The organism is Legionella sp. 227 (assembly GCF_043161935.1).
Lineage (GTDB): Bacteria > Pseudomonadota > Gammaproteobacteria > Legionellales > Legionellaceae > Legionella > Legionella sheltonii.
On sequence record NZ_CP171154.1, the window covers coordinates 1,364,321 to 1,379,755 of the forward strand.

Below are 15,435 nucleotides of genomic sequence, written 5' to 3' on the forward strand. Positions count from 1 at the left end.
CCTCTCCCACAAGTGGGGGAGGGCATGCTTCTTTGCTTTATCTAGACTACAAATTTATTAATCATATTTTATTTTTTACTACTAATGTTTCCAATGTCTTAATTATTCGCTCTACAGTAATACCCAAATATTGATAGGCTTGGGCAGCAGGGGCAGATACGCCAAAACGATCCAGGCCGATGACTGCACCTTGTAAACCAACAAATTGATACCAATAAGCAGAACTGGCCGCTTCAATTGCGATGCGGGTTTGAATATTTTGAGGCAAAACATGTTCTTTATAACTTTGATCTTGCTCCAAGAATCGTTCCGCACAAGGCATAGAGACTACTCTCACCTTAAGTCCTCGTGTTTTCACCTGCTCTGCAGCAGCAAGTGCTAGTTGAACCTCCGAGCCTGTTCCGATTAAGATGGCATCAGGAGTTCCATCACAATCCAGAATGATATAACCTCCTTTTTTAATTAACTCAGCCGCTGTTGCTCCATGAGGCAATGCAGGAAGATTTTGCCTTGAAAGCAGCAAGGATGTCGGCCCATTATGATGCTCCAAAGCGAGTTTCCATGCAACGGCTGTTTCCATTAAATCTGCAGGACGCCAAACACTCATACCTGGAGTCATACGAAGCATGGACGCATGTTCTACTGGTTGATGGGTTGGGCCATCTTCACCTAACCCAATTGAATCATGAGTAAAGACATAAATAATACGTTGCTGCATTAAGGCACTTAAACGTAAGGCATTACGTGCATAGTCGGCAAAAACAAGGAATGTTCCACCATAAGGAATAAATCCACCATGGACGGCCAGGCCATTCATTATTGCGGCCATACCGAATTCGCGTACGCCATAATATAGGTAATTACCTGAAAAGTCTTCGGCAGTGATGGCTTTGGTGCCGGACCAATCTGTATTGTTGGATCCAGTTAAGTCTGCTGAACCACCGAGCATTTCAGGCAGTAAGCGGGCAAAATGTTCAATGCATTGTTGTGATGATTTACGGGTGGCAATGGCTTTATCATTGCTGCGGCACTGCTCAAGAAATGCATCGCTGTAACTTTGCCAATCATCAGGCAGATCGCCATTGATTCGACGTAACAATTCATAGTGGTCTTGAGGATATTTTTGCTGGTATTGATTCAGTTGCATGAGCCATTGTTGCTCTTCTTTTTCCCCTTGTTCTATATGATTCCATTGCTGATAAATGGTATCAGGGATGACAAAAGGCTCGTAGTTCCAGTTAAAAAATTCACGAACATTGGCAACGTCTTTTGCACCCAGCGCAGATCCATGAGCTTTTTCACTTCCTGCTACCGAGGAACCCAGTCCAATTACGGTTTTGCAGATAATCAGTGTGGGTTGTGTGGTATTGGCCTGTGCTTTAAGAATGGCTTGCTCAATGGCATCCATATCATGGCCGTCTACCGCTTCGATAACTTGCCAATGATAGGCTTTAAAACGTTGGGCTGTATTATCAGTAAACCAGGATTCAACTTTCCCATCAATTGAAATGCCATTGTCGTCATAGAAAACGATGAGCTTTCCTAAACCTAAAGTACCTGCGAGCGAACACGCTTCGTGCGAAATGCCTTCCATAAGGCATCCATCGCCAGTAAAAGTATAGGTATAGTGATCCACGAGATTAAAATCATCACGATTAAAGTGTGTTGCGAGCACCCGCTCTGCCAAAGCCATGCCTACAGCATTTGCCAAACCTTGTCCTAAAGGACCTGTAGTCGTTTCTACTCCAGGCGTATGGCCGAATTCTGGGTGTCCAGGGGTTTTCGAATTTAATTGACGGAACTGCTTCAAGTCTTCCAAAGAAAGCTTATAACCGGTGAGGTGAAGTAATGAATAAAGCAGCATGGAACCATGCCCATTGGACAATACAAAACGATCGCGATTAAACCAATGAGGATTTTGGGGATTGTGTTTTAAAAACTTCTTCCATAAAACGGTGGCTATGTCTGCCATGCCTAAAGGCATTCCTGGATGTCCTGATTGAGCTTGTTCTACGGCATCTACACTTAAAATGCGAATGGCATTAGCTAATTCTTTGGAAAGATTCATGGGTACTCTTCGTGCTTAACTCGGTGTGATATTGTCGCTCAGAAGACATGAATCAGCAAGAAAATAAGTGCATTTTTGATCATTATTTTGCAAAAAGACTTAATTTTGTCCTATTTTCGTGTTTAATGAGCATGCTAAAACGATAAATTTGTGTAACTATATTATAGATCGATAAGATAGATCATGGATATTTTTGGGGTGATAAAAAACGAATCCAGGCGTGCTTTATCGATTCACTGAAACAATAACCAGTAGAACTAATGTTCATAAATTTTCTTTTTGTATAGATTTATATATAATCAGACCGATTTTTTTACTTTTGAAGTTATTAATAGACAATAAGCAAATGAGCACTATAAGATTGTTCATTTGATATCCCAAAATTCATTTTAGGACATCATGACCCCACTTATTCGACATTTACATGAAACTTTTTTAGCAGAAACTTTCTCTGAGCTCCCTTTCTCACAGGTTGTACAAAATCCTGTGAATTGGAACTTCACAGAAAGTATTAAAAAGTTAGGTCCTGATTTTTATCGTAAGATAGTCCCTCTTCATTTGGTACTGAACCTAGAATATAGTCTTTTGGGACAACAACTAAAAGCCAAGTTTGACTCTGAGAAGCCGATCGATCGAGAGGGACTCACAGAGCAGCTGGTTGCCGCATTGATGATGGCTGAACTTTTGGAACATATCTACGCGCACTATTTGATTGTACCAAGAGAAGTGGTACGGTTACGTCAGCAACAAAATTTGTATCGTGAATTACTCGCACAGTTAATACCCAATTTTCCTAAAAAACCTAAAACAGTAGATGAGTTTTCATTTACTCAAGAAATACGCAATATGACGGTCGAAGCAAATCCGTTTCGATTGTTATTCACACGTTCGAAACGTGCTTTAGATTTTATATCGCGGATATCCAAATCAGAGTCATACCTTCATTTTGTCAGTGTAATGGATAATGTTCTGGACCCTATTCTTGCGCAAATAGCATGGATTTTCTTTCTACCCCGTTTGTTGGTCAACTTCTTCGTGGTGTTCAAACATACGGTGCCTGGTTGGTGGATGGAGGAGAAAGAGGAATCTTTGGGTTGGTCTGTTCGTTTCAATGCGCAAATTAAACGTCGGTGGTTTGAATTAGGGAATGATATTGTTTGGTTTAGCGCCGGATTTATTAATTGTTACTATTTAGTGGGCGCCTTGGCGCCATTTGCTTTTTATGTGTCCCTTGCTGCTTTTGCTTTTGATATCATCATGTCGTTGACTCGTGCGTATATTGAGTTGAGTCGTTTATTTGAGCTACGGTCGAAATATACAACCATGTTAAGCACGACCTCGGATATAAAAGAGCAAAGAGCAATAAACGAGCACCTTAAAGCAATAGACAATCAAATTGCCTTTGAGCAATTTCGACTTGGCTCTCATTTAACGACGACCACGCTCATTTTCCTGGCTATGTGTTGCGCGCTTCCTATTTTTGCAGCGAATCCCATTATTGGTGTGCTTGGTGCCATTGCCCTGGTGGTGATTTGTTTTGTTAATTTTGCTCTAACCGACGCGATTAACGAGAGTCGCCCCAAAGATACCCTAGATCGTTCATCCGCATTGTCAAAGTTGGGATTTTTTGGCCATAAAGAGCCAGCAATTGTAGAGTTAGAGAATATTTCTAAGGAAGAAGACGAGATGCAACTCGATGAGACCTCTTGCTGCCTACAATAATCGGCCGTCATCCCGAGTGCAGGGAGGGATCTCCTCTGATGCACCGTGCTAGAAAATAGAGACCTCGCTGCACAACCTCCACCTCCATCAATGATCTCATTTGGGGTATAGAGCCTTTATTAATTGAATGTTATGCTTTAGGTCTTGTATTAATTTTCAAAGGTAGAGCATGTCAGCGCCAGTCGGATTACCCCAATTTAGCCATCTTGATGTGAATCACTTTCAATCACATCTTGATGCCATATTAAAAAAGCATTTAGAGCAGGTGGAGCGTTTGCTCAAAGAAAATCCTCATTACACCTGGGACAATTTAATGTACCCTTTAGATGATATGGCTGATGAGCTGGAGCGTTTTTGGTCTCCGCTGTCTCATTTGCATGGGGTGATGGACTCCCCTGAGTTGCGTCAATGCTATGATGCCTGTTTGCCATTACTCTCAGCTTATGAATCTGCAATGGGCCATAACCATGACTTGTATGAAGCCATTAAATCAATCGATCTCCATTCTTTGAATCCAGTGCAGCAAAAAATAATTGCGGATAGTTTGCGGGATTTTGAATTATCCGGCGTTGCTTTGGATAAAGAGCATAAAAAGCGATTTGAAGCAATCCAGACACGTCTGGACGATCTGACCAATCAATTTGAACACAATATTTTGGATGCAACACAAGCATTTACCTTACATATTAAAGATCCTGCACGTTTGGCAGGACTACCAGAGCATGCGTTACATACTGCTAAAGAAGTTGCCGCAGAAAAAGGTCTGGAAGGACATGTGCTGACCCTGGAGTACCCCTGTTATCAAGCGGTGATGACGTATGCGGAAGATCGCGCCTTACGTGAAGAAATGTACCAGGCTTATATTACCAGAGCCTCAGATCAAGGCCCTCATGCGGGTACTTATGACAATACACCCTTGATTCAGGAAATTTTGGCATTACGCGATGAAAAGGCCAAACTGTTAGGTTTCAATAATTATGCAGAACTATCAATCGCAACAAAAATGGCCGAATCAACCCAGCAAGTGCGCGATTTTATGGACGATTTGGTTGGCAGAATACATACCCAGGCAACTAGTGAGTTTAAACAGTTGGAACAATTTGCCGCAGAAAAGTATCAGCTCAATCCGGTCAAGCCTTGGGATATAGGGTATTTGTCTGAAAAACGAAGACAAGCTTTATTCACTCTATCACAGGAAGATTTGCGTCCCTATTTCCCTCAACCGAAAGTCATGCAGGGACTATTTGATTTAGTTAAAAAGCTTTACGGGATGTCGATTGAAGAAATAAAAGGCGTTGATATATGGCATAAAGACGTACAATGCTATTGTGTTGTCGATGAACACAACAATGTTCGTGGTTATGTGTTTACCGATTTGTTTGCCAGACCCAATAAACACAGCGGTGCATGGATGGATTCATTGCAAAGCCGCAGAAGGTTGGAAGATGGTACCCTACAGTTACCCATTGCGACCTTGACCTGTAATTTTGCTAAGGCATCAGCCAATAAGCCTGCGATGCTTTCCCACGAAGAGGTGGTGACTTTATTCCACGAATTTGGCCATTGCTTGCATCACATTTTAACTCAGGTTGATTATCTCGGTGCCTCAGGTATTAATGGCGTCGAATGGGATGCGGTGGAATTACCCAGCCAATTTTTTGAAAACTGGTGTTGGGAGAAAAGCGGTTTGGCTGCTTTAACTGCACATGTGGATACTGGGGAGCCACTCCCTGATTCACTTTTTGAACGTCTGATTGCCGCCAAAAATTTCCAATCCGCTATGGCAATGTTACGGCAGATGGAGTTTTCAGTATTTGATTTTCGTATTCATCAGGAATATGTTCCGAATCGTAAATCATTGGTTGATGACATTCTTGCTGATGTACGTGCTAAAACCTGTGTGGTCCCTGTGGTTCCTTACAATCGTTTTCCCCAGAGCTTTAGTCATATCTTTGGGGGTGGATATGCTGCAGGCTACTACAGTTACAGTTGGGCCGAAGTTTTATCCAGCGATGCTTTTTCCCGTTTTGAAGAAGAAGGCGTATTAAACTCCAAAACAGGACATGATTTCTTGCATTATATCCTGGAAGCAGGCAGTTCGAAGAAAGCCGCTGAGGCTTATCAAGAGTTCAGAGGACGTCCTGCAACGGTGGATGCTTTGCTACGTCACAATGGCATTCAGGGGTAATGAGACACTGGGCGAAAGCGAGGCTGTAGCCCAGGTGCCTTTCTAAATCCAAATGAATTTTCACAAGAAAGGCTGCTCATCTGCGACCATTTTATGTTATACTTAAAATGTACAGATTGGGGGCGACCTGGCTTCGACGTGGGTTGCAAAACCAGAGGTGCATGCCGAGAATGAGAACTCTCGTAAATCAGACTCAACTAAATATAAATGCAAACGATGAAAACTTTGCTGGTGGGGAAGCTATCGCTGCCTAATAAGCACTTTAGATGAACCATCACTGTGTACTGGCCAATAAACCCAGTATCCCGTTCGACCGAGCCCGCTTATCGGTATCGAATCAACGGTCATAAGAGATAAGCTAGTGTCTTAATCCATCCCGTATTAAGATGCGAAATTCAGGGAATCGCTGTGTAGTATCCTGCCCGTCGGAGAATGCACAGTTAAATCAAAAGACACGGCTACGCATGTAGAGCTGAAGGCAGAGGATTTGCGGACGCGGGTTCGATTCCCGCCGCCTCCACCAATTATTCAAACCATTCCTGACCACCAAAGACCATCATAAACCCAATAAAATCAATGCATTGCGCGGGTTTTCATTGGTTTGTATGTTGTATTTCATGGTCTATCATTGTCTACAAAATGTCCCAAAAAAGCCCCAAATTTTAATTTAATGCCCCAATGGCGCCCCAAAAAATAGGGTAAAAATTAATTCATTATGCATGAACCGATTGAAATAGAGTTAACGATAAAAATCAACTATCTCTTTAATAGTACTAGTGTGAGCATCCGTAAGATCTTTTCTCAAAATGCAACAATCACTTTGAGAATAAATTAAAATTTCCAGTCGTTTTTTGAAATACGGAGAATTAATAAAAATATCTAGATCTCTGGAGTACTCTTTGGCATCTTGAGTAAGATATGCAAATATTAGATTGCAGGTTACTCCGTCTGAAATAGATGAATATGTGACATATGGCATTTGAGCAATAAATTTTTTTGATAATCGCTCTCTACCGAATTGATGTAAAAATATGCCAGCTCTCCCAAAGAATAGTGGGTTCTCTATTTCACCTTTTAAATGAATAAAATTAATTTTAGGATTGACGCTGTCAAGCAATTTCTCACAGATTTCTTTTGTTTCTAATTATAATGTTTCTAAATAATCTGCTTCGGCCATTTTTAATCCGCGCAAAAAATCCATTTTCAATTCTTCTCGCAATTTTACTTTTTTTCCTGTTGTCCCTCCAACTAAAGTGGCACTTTTGGTCCTTGGGGGGTAAGGAACGGCCAACCGACTTAAGGGATGTTTTATTAAATTGTCTTTGAATTTTAATCAATAAGTATCCCTCAAATTATAGAATGTTCTCCAAGGGGGGTCGTGTGGAATAACCACCAAAAGTGTTAATTCTGCATTAAACCTTCCAAAAATGTTGTTTTAAATGTTTTTCAAACGCATTCACCATCGCTGTTATGTCAATTTCACCGTTGCTCTTTTTAAAATTGTACTTGCCAGTAAAGGCAATATGCGCCCATGCAATCGGGGAAATCCGGGCAAACTTATTAATAAGCTCCTGACTTACACCCTCGGCGAGCATTTGTTCATATACAATGTTCAAAATAATACTGTTATACGCAATGATGCAATTCGCAACCAGCCTCACAGCATGAGCACTGACACGATTGTGGACGATTTTCTTTCCTTTAAAAACGCCGCGATATATTTTTCTAATGAGGCCTTGCAGTTGATGGTATGCTTCGGTCCGATTTCGTGCTGTGCGTATGGCTTTCCTCAGTGCCACGTTATCAATCAAATTGAGAACATGAATGCTTTTCAAAAGCTTGTTATATTCAAATAGTGCTTTTTTCAACCCTGAATAGCGCGCAGAAGAATTAATTTTTTTGACGATTGTGCTTTGAGTATTCTCTTGTAATAACAAAGACAGGAGTATACGCAAGATTCCGCGTTTTTGTGATCGAATTAATGATGCATTAACAACACCACTCGGACAAATCATACCCTTATATTCAGCAACTGGTTTAACGGAAAGCAGGTTTCGAGCTGCTTCTTTGATGTCCTTGATGCTTGGTACGTATTCAACATCGATGGAGTCCAATATGACAAAATTCAATTGATTCAGCGAATGATTATCCCCTGTTACCATATCAATATTGATGTCTGTTTTATTGCCATTAATAAGATCATAGAGTGAATGGCCTTCATATTCATTCAATCCAATGTTCTTGGCATTGACTGCGATAAAGTTTGCGATCAATGTATATACAGAAATTCCGGCGCCTTCCCAAGATATTTTTTTGAATACCGCGATTGAATGGTACTTTCGCTGGTTGGCATCTTCTGCCCGTCACCATCCCCCAATGTTTTATTGTCGATAAGATCCCACAATTTGAAAATAGGCAACCCATGCACAAGATTACCTGCATTGTCATTTGACGCACACATTGTATCGACTCGAATGTAATCCTGATGAGTTGAGCGTAAAAGGTTGAAATTCATATCCGACATTTCAGCCATTTTTTCAGTACTAATACCGAAGGCATCGGCGAGAATACAAGCATTTACCGCAGTTTTAGGTGGCTTTGTTTTTACATTGTACCGTGACTTCATGTGGGTAAACACATCCCACATGTTGGTACGGTCCCCCATGTGCATCATGATATCCGGAATTTCTACCTGGGGTAATGTTTTAAAAAAGCTATCTTCCAGTTTTTCAACACCATCATACCCAAGGCTCCAATCTTGTTCACCCGATTTCGTTTCTTTAATTTTGAAGGACTGATTTTCGCCACGATTAATTCGACTGGTTGTTCTCTCCCATGCACGGTCTAATTCATTCAGAACTTCATCTAAACGTTCATCGCAATAAACAGGTATTTTTTTATAGCCAAATTCATTGGCAATTTTTTCAGCATCATCAACCACTGATTCAGCCACCAAATCATGATCAACATCACAATAGGTCACGCTATCGTTACAACAGAGCAAATTTTTATCTAAACGGTGATACATTTTTTGATATACAAAAAACTCAAACAGATGCGGATCGATTTGTTCATCGTTCGCGGTTTTCTTCAAATAAGGCAAGGCAGTTTCTGAAATCCTGTCTTCCAGCTCTTGAGGTAATTTAAAGGATGCCGGGCCTTTTTTCCGGCGACCATAATGATTTTTCATGTGTTTGATAAATGCCATGACATCGGCATCTGCTTTATAGTATTCAAATGAAACATGAAGTAATACCGGTCGCAAATAAAGCGCAAATAAACGAGACTGCTCCAGATAAAAACTTCGTTTGGCGGCTTTTGCATCAAACCTGCTTCCCATTAAATAGTCTGCAATGATCGGAAATTGTTTTTCGGGCAGAATGTTATAGGCCTCCCGATTTAATTCTTCATGCCCCATGCCATATTTACGGTTGGGGAACCACTTCATAAATTTTGCCAACTTTGGAACATCAACAGTCAAATTGGCATTGTATTCCGCACGTGCTTTTTCAGCATATTTTTTAGCATCTGACATGATGCTTCTAATATGAAACATAAAGCTAGTGATCAAATTATCCATGATTTGCTGATAGCGATGGTAAATAAAACACAATGCCTGTAAGTACTGTTGTGTTTTATTGACTCGACGTAATCTGGATGCGGCATACTGCTCAGCCAAATCGGAATAATAACGAATCGCATTTTTGGATATTAGTAACGAGGGTAAAAACTCCTTTGCAAATACATATAAGTCGAGGAGCTCGACTGCCTTGGCTACTTCTTCCTTGATAGGATTATATTTAAAGCTCTTCTGATCTGCTCGAATGACATTGAATTTAGTGCTTCCTTCTTCACGCTTGATCAGATTTGACAGTTTTTCTTGTTGTTCCTGTGGGATTAGCTGAATCAGCTTGCCCATTCGTTCACTTTCTCTGGAAAATGCTCGTGTAAACAGATCTTGTAAAGTACGGTAAGACGGGAGCAGTATTTTCTGATTTTCAAAATATACCAACAACTGCCTAAATGTATCATTGCCTTTAGGGTAATAACGTAATAATTCGCAGAGATGGGATTCAACCAAGGCATTTTGTTTTAGCGACCAGTTTTGATAATCAAATAAGTTTAGAATGTCTTGTTTTTGTTGGTTAAGGGTTTGACGTGTGATGCTGCTTGGTAACTTGGCTTTTGCATTTTTATAATATTTTGCAATGAGATAGGCCACGTCATCATGCACTTCATCGAAAGTGAATTCAAAAAATTTCTGCTTGGCTTTAAAGTAAGCAAGCTGCAGTCTAAAGGCAATTTGGGTCTTTGTTGCAGAATATTGACGCAACGCAATCATCTCTTGTGGATTCATTGCAAAATAAAGCTCACGTTCACCGGAATTAAAATTAGGACGCGCATAAAAATCTTCAATTTCTGGCTCGGTAAGTAACTGGAACCGATTTTTCTTTGTCATAGGGTGGTTCAAAAAAACGAGGGTTTTGCTGGACTACTAATCTCAGCAATTAAAGATGGGATTGTACGCTCATTTTTGGTAAGATAAAGCGGTTCAGTAAATCTTGGTTCAATATATTGTTTTTTAATTAGTAAAATGGACTACTCTGCATGAAAATAGGATATGCGCGCGTTTCAACAAAAGAGCAATCTTTATCCATGCAAGTTGACGCATTAAAAAAAGCCGGTTGTGATCAAATCCATGAGGAAATTGCAAGTGGTGCAAAAACTGCCAGACCTGTTCTTGATGAAATTATGCGAAACATTCGTGAAGGTGATACGTTGGTCATTTGGAAATTGGATAGGCTAGGTAGAAACTTGGCTCATCTCATCCATTTGACCAATAAATTGATTGAGAAGAAGGTCGGCTTAATTAGTTTAAATGATCCTATTGATACTTCAACTGCTCAAGGGCGGATGGTTTTTGGTATTTTTGCAACATTAGCTGAATTTGAACGTGAATTAATTCGTGAGCGAACTCAAGCAGGGTTAAAATCAGCTCGGGCTCGAGGAAGAAAAGGTGGAAGACCAAAGGGCATGTCAAAATCAGCAATGGAAAAAGCGGCTATTGCTGAAGCTCTTTATAAAAATGGAACCATCCCTGTTAAAAAAATTGCTGAACAGTTGGATATTTCTAAAACTACGTTGTATCTGTACTTACGTTCTCGAAATGTTTCTATCGGAGAAAAAGGTTGATACTTCAATTAGAAAATAAATATCTCATCATGAGCTGGTTATGCAGGAAAATCCAGCTAATGATAGTATTCCCCAAGAGGTACTAATGTACGATCGATTATATCGTTGGTTTTTTACTTTATCACAATATAGTAAAGCTCTTTACGCTTCGTTCTATTCTTCTGTTTTATATTCCGATGTGGTGAAGCGTTGGCACGGATTGGGGATAGGATACCTTTTATTTCTTATTATTTTGGGAGCTATTCCTTTATCTGGACGAGTAATCATAGCATTTAATCATTTTTTTAAGGGGGAAATTCTATTCCCCATTCAAGCGCTTCCTCTACTGACCATACAAAATGGTGAAATCACTTACAATCAACCCATGCCCTATTTAATAAAAAACAACAGGGGAGAAGTGGTCTCAATAATAGACACGACAGGAACGGTGTCTGAAATGAATCAGTCATACCCTCAACTCACGGTTTTAATTACCAAAAACAAAATGATTTTAAGACCGCCCAGTTATAAACAATTCTTAGGTTTGGCTAAAGACAACATTGGCAACCTAATTTATACACGTAATTTTGACAAAGGGGTTAATGGACTGCTTTCTGGCGCAGAGTGGATTGAGTCCACTGGGATTTCCAGATTAAATACGTTGATGCAAATCTTTGTCTTTCCCTGCGTAACTTTATTTTATTTTGGGGTTTTTGGGGTTATGTTACTCCTATTGTCCGCACTGGTGCAGTTGTACTCTGATATTTTTTTCAGCTTTAAACTCCCATTTAAAGCCTCATGTCGTCTATTAGCTATAGCTGCAACGCCTGCCTTGATTCTATTCTTTTTTATGCGATGCGGTAATTTCTCACTACCGGGAATGGGCTTAGTTTATGGAGTACTCCTTCTCAGTTATACTTCCTATGGGTTGTATTCAGTCAACCGATTTAGTGTTTGATTTTATATATTCTCACTGGACATAGTCCCCAACTCATTAATTCTATGCCCTGATAAATGGGTTCAAATTGTTCGTGGTGTATCGTTCTAGTGGTCACAATAATTCGGCTTCCTGGTTTTAGACGAGCCATCTTTGAAATTAATTCATTCCAAGTAGCATCAGTAAGGCAAGTGGCTGCCACGTAAATAATATTAGCATCTCCAAAATTGTAATGTAAAAAACTGTCGTTGATAAATTGAATGCGCTCCGTTTGAGGTAGGTATTCTTTCTCATCGTCATGTTGTTGAAATCGTTGAGTTACCTTTTTAAGCAGTGTATTTGATTGCTCATATAGAGGAGGTAACAACTCAATACCAATAGATTTTTTAACATTAAAAAATAATATAGCGCTCAATACTGCTTTTCCTGAGCCCGAACCTAAGTCATAAAAAATATCCTGATTGGACGGGGTGGCTCGTTCAAGAATGGTATAAAACGACAAAAAATCGATTTCTCCATAAATAAACTCCTTATCTTGAATCAAATGTAATAATCGATACCTTATCGAATAGGACTTTGCATGGGCTTTTTTGTAAAGAGCCTCCAAAATGCTAGTCTTTTTTTCTATACTTGACCAATCTGACCTCTGAATTAACTGTTTTTTTAACTCTTTTTTCTTGAAATAGGGAACAAGTATGTTAGTTAATAGAAGTTTTAAGATAACTAATAAAAAAGGTATAGTGATAATAAAATAGAACATACGCGTCAGGATGTTTTAGAGGGCTTCATTATAGTATTGCAGGCTCTTTTGAAAAGAGAAATCTAAATTAGAATGGTTTGTAATATTTTTGATATAGCAGAAGGACAAGGAAATTTTATGATTCTTGATAGAATAGTCCACTTTATTATTGACATAGCTTATAAAGCGACTAAAGCTCAGCCAGTCAGCCAGTCAGCCAGTCAGCCAGTCAGCCAGTCAGCCAGTCAGCCAGCGCAATAAGAATTTATGTTCATTTTTAAATGGTTGCAATAAATTTTTCTCTAATTCTCATGCCCCCATTTACCAGTTTAAAAAAAACAATTTATCGAAGGAGGAGTGGGATAAATTAATGTTATCCATTGAAAACGCAAATTTGGAGCAATCCTGGGATTATGCCGAGGCTTTGAGCAAAATAGGTTGGGGAATTGAACGATATTTAATTTACTACAATGAAACAATTATAGGTTTTTTTCAGATCTTTAAAAAAAGATATTTTTTCTTAAGGTATATTAGGCTTGAGCGAGGCCCATTATTTTTAGATGATAGCTATCAAGTGAATCATGCAATTCCAATCTTAATAAAAATACGTGCTCGATGGAATTTTTGGAAAGCTCAGTTGTTGTTGATTAAACCAGAATTACCATTTCAAACAGTATATTATGATTCACTTTGCTCTATGGGTTTTCGACTCGCCACTAAATCACGCTGGGAGTCGAGCAAGGTAAATTTATTACAAAATGAAGAAAAATTACTTCAAAATATGAAGGCTAATTGGAGAAATTCATTAAAAAGATCAATGAAACATTTGGAGTTAAAAAAAACAACTCAGCGTGCTGATTTAGATTGGCTGCTCGATCAGTATGAAAAATTTAAAATACAAAAAAAAATTATTGGGGTTGCCCGAGAGTTAATAGAGGTTCTTTATGAACAAATGATTGGCAGTGGTAGCATTCATATTTTAATTGCAAAATATAAAGACGTCCCTGTCTCAGGGATAATCATTGTAACTCATGGTAAATCATGTAGTTATTTGTTGGGGTGGAATGGTGAGATAGGTAGAAAATTTAACGCACACAATTTTCTATTATGGTATGCAATCAATGAAGCAAAGCTACGGGGAGAAATTTCGTTTGATTTGGGTGGTATTCTTTCAGATAAAAGATATAAGCAACTATCAGAATTTAAATCTGGCTTGAATGGTAAAAAGTATGCATTAGTGGGAACTTTTTATTAAGTTTGCTTATGGATGGCGTGACGATGGGCATTAAATCAATTGCTGGAAAATAAAAATGGGCATCCTATAAATTGTGGCAGATGCGAGTAAATATATTTATTTCTGAAATTTAGTGTGGTGAGCATTTTTTTGGGTTCCTAACCAAGATCCGTTATAGTGTTGAAACACGTTCAGAGGATATTTTACTTTTTTCCAATTTCTCTAAAAATTCGTTGGCCAGTGTTGCAGGATTTCCTTTTGCTGTATTAATAACAGCATCAAAGTCTATGCCCTCTGAAATATTAAGCGAAGCACGTTCTTGATTTTCAAAAAAACCAAACTTATTTGCTAGCTTACTATACTCCTCAATAGTTTTTTTAGAGCCTATGCGTGGTAAATCATCGGAGGATAATTCCAGCGAATCATCGTTAATCTGCAGTTTGACCACACGATCTGAGGTGGTTACTATCTGAACTTCCTCTTGGTAACTTTGTGGTAGTGCGTCAAGATCAACAGGGTTTTCTAAAAATAAGGAGTCACCATTTTTGTCTGTATTGGCATGTTTATTGACCATATAAAACAATTCATTTCTTGAGAGAACATGCTTAGAAGAATCATCAAATAATTTATCTGCCGTGACTAACGTTGCTAACTGATGAAATGGAAATAATCCTATCCGTTTATCCATAGGATTATCGATGTCCGCTTTACGATTTCTCTCTTGAATACGCTCACTTAATTTCTGCACAGGACAATAAGCAAAAACTATAGAAGTGGTTAATGTTTCGCTTGGGTTTTCTTCATTATATTGCTGTGCACGCTTTTGAAAATACTTTAAACATTCTTTGGCACTTTCATCTGGGTTTGGCACTAGATCAATAACAATGGATTGCCCAGAATGGCTCTTATCGAACACCTCATCATAAAGCATCACCGTAGGATCATCGATTTTGGTAACAAAACGTAACTCTTTAGCCAGTTTAGATATTTCACTTTCTATAAATCCCGCCTTTTTTAGGACGTCTTCGAGGTTAGGAAGCAAGGGATTAGGGAATCCTTGGGCTGTAATTAGATGATTGCCTTTGGATAGAGTAAGCACCCCGGTACTACATAATGTTAACATTTCCTCTTCAGTCATTAATGTTTGAAGGTTTTGTATAACACCAGCTGCATCAAGTTTCTCAAACATGAATAACTTTCGATTACTTGGACTCATATTAACAATTTTATCCACCATTTCATCAATGCTCGAAGATTTCCACCCATGTGTTGTAACCAATTCTCTGCACAGGGATGATTTTCCTGCGGTTGATGATCCTAATAACAAAACAACATGCATGGTAAACCTCTTTAATAGGGGGACAATCAATACAGT

General features: G+C 39.1%; 9 protein-coding genes, 1 other RNA gene and 1 pseudogene. 7 read left to right on the top strand and 4 right to left on the bottom strand.

All coding sequences use genetic code 11. The features are described from left to right. Nucleotides 1-61: 61 nt before the first annotated feature. Nucleotides 62-2,068, bottom strand: coding sequence for a transketolase (tkt, locus tag ACF8MK_RS05875; protein WP_392538555.1), 2,007 nt, complete (start codon nucleotides 2,066-2,068; stop codon nucleotides 62-64). Between the two features lie 399 nt (nucleotides 2,069-2,467). Between tkt and ACF8MK_RS05880 the strand changes: the two genes are divergently transcribed. From ACF8MK_RS05880 to ssrA, 3 genes are all read left to right on the top strand, one after another. Next, nucleotides 2,468-3,790: a hypothetical protein gene (locus ACF8MK_RS05880; RefSeq protein ID WP_392538556.1), complete on the top strand. Its 1,323-nt coding sequence runs from the start codon at nucleotides 2,468-2,470 to the stop codon at nucleotides 3,788-3,790. 169 nt (nucleotides 3,791-3,959) lie between these two features. Continuing rightward, nucleotides 3,960-5,978 carry a M3 family metallopeptidase gene (locus ACF8MK_RS05885; RefSeq protein WP_392538557.1) on the top strand — a complete coding sequence of 673 codons (2,019 nt, stop codon included), beginning with the start codon at nucleotides 3,960-3,962 and terminating at the stop codon, nucleotides 5,976-5,978. Between the two features lie 118 nt (nucleotides 5,979-6,096). Next, nucleotides 6,097-6,501, top strand: a transfer-messenger RNA (tmRNA) gene (gene ssrA / locus ACF8MK_RS05890). Between the two features lie 889 nt (nucleotides 6,502-7,390). Here the strand turns inward: ssrA and ACF8MK_RS05895 are convergent. Then, nucleotides 7,391-10,437: pseudogene (locus ACF8MK_RS05895) on the bottom strand (Tn3 family transposase). Between the two features lie 149 nt (nucleotides 10,438-10,586). Here ACF8MK_RS05895 and ACF8MK_RS05900 point away from each other — a divergent pair. Next, a complete protein-coding gene (locus tag ACF8MK_RS05900) occupies nucleotides 10,587-11,171 on the top strand; it encodes a recombinase family protein (protein WP_392538558.1) in 585 nt (194 codons plus the stop codon). A gap of 40 nt (nucleotides 11,172-11,211) precedes the next feature. Then, entirely contained in the window at nucleotides 11,212-12,108 is an 897-nt protein-coding gene (locus tag ACF8MK_RS05905) for a DUF1189 family protein (RefSeq protein WP_392538559.1), read from the top strand. Here ACF8MK_RS05905 and ACF8MK_RS05910 read toward each other — a convergent pair. Further along, entirely contained in the window at nucleotides 12,098-12,589 is a 492-nt protein-coding gene (locus tag ACF8MK_RS05910; protein ID WP_392538560.1) for a hypothetical protein, read from the bottom strand. The two genes, ACF8MK_RS05905 and ACF8MK_RS05910, sit on opposite strands and share 11 nt — an antisense overlap. Before the next feature lie 375 nt (nucleotides 12,590-12,964). Between ACF8MK_RS05910 and ACF8MK_RS05915 the strand changes: the two genes are divergently transcribed. Next, nucleotides 12,965-13,087, top strand: a complete 123-nt coding sequence (locus tag ACF8MK_RS05915; protein WP_392538561.1) for a hypothetical protein — start codon at nucleotides 12,965-12,967, stop codon at nucleotides 13,085-13,087. A 109-nt stretch (nucleotides 13,088-13,196) separates the two neighbouring features. Continuing rightward, the gene (locus ACF8MK_RS05920; protein ID WP_392538562.1) at nucleotides 13,197-14,081 is read left to right on the top strand and encodes a peptidoglycan bridge formation glycyltransferase FemA/FemB family protein; all 885 of its coding nucleotides are present in this window, start codon (nucleotides 13,197-13,199) and stop codon (nucleotides 14,079-14,081) included. A 151-nt stretch (nucleotides 14,082-14,232) separates the two neighbouring features. On the opposite strand, the gene ACF8MK_RS05925 is transcribed toward ACF8MK_RS05920, so the two are convergent. Next, nucleotides 14,233-15,399, bottom strand: a complete 1,167-nt coding sequence (locus tag ACF8MK_RS05925; protein WP_392538563.1) for a hypothetical protein — start codon at nucleotides 15,397-15,399, stop codon at nucleotides 14,233-14,235. Nucleotides 15,400-15,435: the final 36 nt, after the last annotated feature.

Bases quoted from the DNA above. Each gene is read 5' to 3' on its own strand.
- ACF8MK_RS05880 (WP_392538556.1), top strand. From the start codon at position 2,468: ATGACCCCACTTATTCGACATTTACATGAAACTTTTTTAGCAGAAACT.
- tkt (WP_392538555.1), bottom strand. From the start codon at position 2,068: ATGAATCTTTCCAAAGAATTAGCTAATGCCATTCGCATTTTAAGTGTA.
- ACF8MK_RS05885 (WP_392538557.1), top strand. From the start codon at position 3,960: ATGTCAGCGCCAGTCGGATTACCCCAATTTAGCCATCTTGATGTGAAT.
- ACF8MK_RS05915 (WP_392538561.1), top strand. From the start codon at position 12,965: ATGATTCTTGATAGAATAGTCCACTTTATTATTGACATAGCTTATAAA.
- ACF8MK_RS05920 (WP_392538562.1), top strand. From the start codon at position 13,197: ATGTTATCCATTGAAAACGCAAATTTGGAGCAATCCTGGGATTATGCC.
- ACF8MK_RS05905 (WP_392538559.1), top strand. From the start codon at position 11,212: ATGCAGGAAAATCCAGCTAATGATAGTATTCCCCAAGAGGTACTAATG.
- ACF8MK_RS05900 (WP_392538558.1), top strand. From the start codon at position 10,587: ATGAAAATAGGATATGCGCGCGTTTCAACAAAAGAGCAATCTTTATCC.
- ACF8MK_RS05925 (WP_392538563.1), bottom strand. From the start codon at position 15,399: ATGCATGTTGTTTTGTTATTAGGATCATCAACCGCAGGAAAATCATCC.